The sequence below is a fragment of the Bradyrhizobium sp. NAS96.2 genome (assembly GCF_001908235.1).
Taxonomy (GTDB): domain Bacteria; phylum Pseudomonadota; class Alphaproteobacteria; order Rhizobiales; family Xanthobacteraceae; genus Bradyrhizobium.
In genome coordinates, this window is record NZ_LGHK01000310.1 from 1 (window position 1) to 2,082 (window position 2,082).

Annotated in this window: 2 protein-coding genes and 1 pseudogene; all 3 read right to left on the reverse strand. The window is 64.0% G+C overall.

Annotated elements, in window-relative coordinates; all coding sequences use genetic code 11:
- Positions 1–844 (reverse strand): AAA family ATPase (locus AC628_RS40485; protein ID WP_168193544.1); only part of this gene is annotated, 844 nt, incomplete at its 3' end.
- Positions 845–1,189: 345 nt separating this feature from the next.
- Positions 1,190–1,846, reverse strand: coding sequence for a DsbA family protein (locus AC628_RS40490; RefSeq protein ID WP_074132364.1), 657 nt, complete (start codon positions 1,844–1,846; stop codon positions 1,190–1,192).
- Between the two features lie 123 nt (positions 1,847–1,969).
- A pseudogene (locus tag AC628_RS45715) lies at positions 1,970–2,082 on the reverse strand (DUF721 domain-containing protein); the annotation flags it as partial.

Here is a 2,082-nt window from a genome sequence, read left to right on the forward strand (position 1 = left end):
GCGCGGGCAATTCGGTGGCGCGGATCGCCTGGATCCGCGCGGCTTCCGCCTGATGCTGGGTGCGCTCGGCCATCTCGCGCACGGCGAGATCGTGGGTGCGCGCAGCGTCGTTGACGTCGGCGTTGGCCTCGATCCAGCGCAGGTGGAACAGCATGGCCTCGGACTTGCGCACCTTGGCCGCGACCTCGCGGTAGCGAATCGCCTGGCGGGCCTGCTTCTTCAGGCCTTCCATCTGGCCGGTGAGCTGGCCGATCACGTCCTCGACGCGGGTGAGGTTGGTTTCGGCCGCCTTGAGCCGCAGTTCCGCCTCGTGACGGCGGGCATGCAGGCCGGCGACGCCGGCGGCGTCTTCCAGCACGCGGCGGCGCTGCTCGGGCTTGGCCTGGATGATCTCGCCGATCTTGCCCTGGTGGACCAGCGCCGGTGAACGCGCGCCGGTGGCGGCGTCGGCGAACAGGATCTGCACGTCGCGGGCACGCACGTCGCGGCCGTTGATGCGGTAGACCGAGCCGGCTTCGCGCTCGATGCGGCGGGAGATTTCGAGCAGCTGGCTGTCATTCATCGCGGCCGGCGCCGAGCGATCGGAATTGTCGATCGTCATCACCACTTCGGCGTGGTTACGCGCCGGACGGTTGCCGGAACCGGCGAAGATCACCGCATCCATGTCGGCGGCGCGCAGCGATTTGTGCGAGGTCTCGCCCATCGCCCAGCGCAGCGCTTCGACGAGATTGGATTTGCCGCAGCCGTTCGGTCCGACGACGCCGGTCAGGCCCGGCTCGATCATGAAATCGGTGGGTTCAACGAACGACTTGAAACCGTGCAGGCGGAGGCGCGTGAGCTTCATGTACACAAATCTCGTTTGGCCGGGCGCGAATCTCCCTGCCGTGACAATACCATGGATGGCAATGTCGGTGTCTGGGGTGAATAGCTGCGTGCAGCTCTCATGAGCGGCGACAATGGCGATGCCTGTGCGTCAGGGCAACCGCTTGACCCAGCTTTTCCCAAGGGATTTACGAGGGATTTGCAGGGGTTTTATGGCCCTTGCATGTCCTCGGAGATTCGCATCGGGCGAATCAGGTTTTCAACAACGAAATAATGCGATCGCCGCATGTGGTGATCGCAAGTCATCCACAATTATCGTGCCCGACTCAAAATCAGGCACGACGATGTCAGGCTCGAAGGTTGGCGATCAGCTCTTCAGCAGCGGATCGATGTGCTTGCTGAATTCCTCGAACGAGGTCTCGCCCTTCAGCATCTCGCCATTGACGAAGAAGGTCGGCGTCGAGTTCACCTTCAGCACGTCGTTGGCGTATTTCTGGTCGGCGGCGATCTTGTCGAGCAGCGTCTGATCCTTCAGGCAGTCCTCGACCTGCTGCTGGCTGAGGCCGGCCTGCTTGCCGATCCGGGTCAAGGTCTCGGTGGTGTTCTTCATCACCCAGTCGTTCTGCTGGCGGAACAGCAGGTCGATCACGGCGAAGTACTTCGGCGCGTCATCCTTGGCGATGCAGCGCGCCAGCATCGAGCCGGCGGCGGCCTTGATGTCGAGCGGGAATTCGCGGAACACGTAACGGACCTTGCCAGAGTCGATGTAGGTCGACTTGATCTTCGGGAACACGGTCTCGTTGAAATTGGCGCAGTGCGGGCAGGTCATCGAGGCGTATTCGACGATGGTCACCTTGGCGTCCTGCGGGCCGAGGCCCATGTCCGGCAGCGACTGCGGCTTGGCGACCTCGGCGGCGGTCTGAGCGAACGCGTCCGTGATCAGGCGCAGCGGCGACAGGCCGGCGAGGGCGGCAAGCCCGGTCAGCGAGAGAGCGGTGGTGAAAGCGCGGCGCGTGATGATCAAGGTCAGCTCCCGGATTGGCGCATTCACGCCACAATGAAGGGGGTCCCGAAAAAGAAGCCTTCGCTAGCTTGAAACGGCCATTGTGGCAATGCCGGGGTCTCGCGGCCGGCCTGCAGAAAAGCGTCAATTTCGCTTGATCGAGGCACCCAGCCGGGCCAGCGCCGCGCGCAGATCGTCGTCCTCCACGGCGCCGAGATTTGCCGCCTCCCGGGCCACGATTTTGGCGTCGGGCGGGC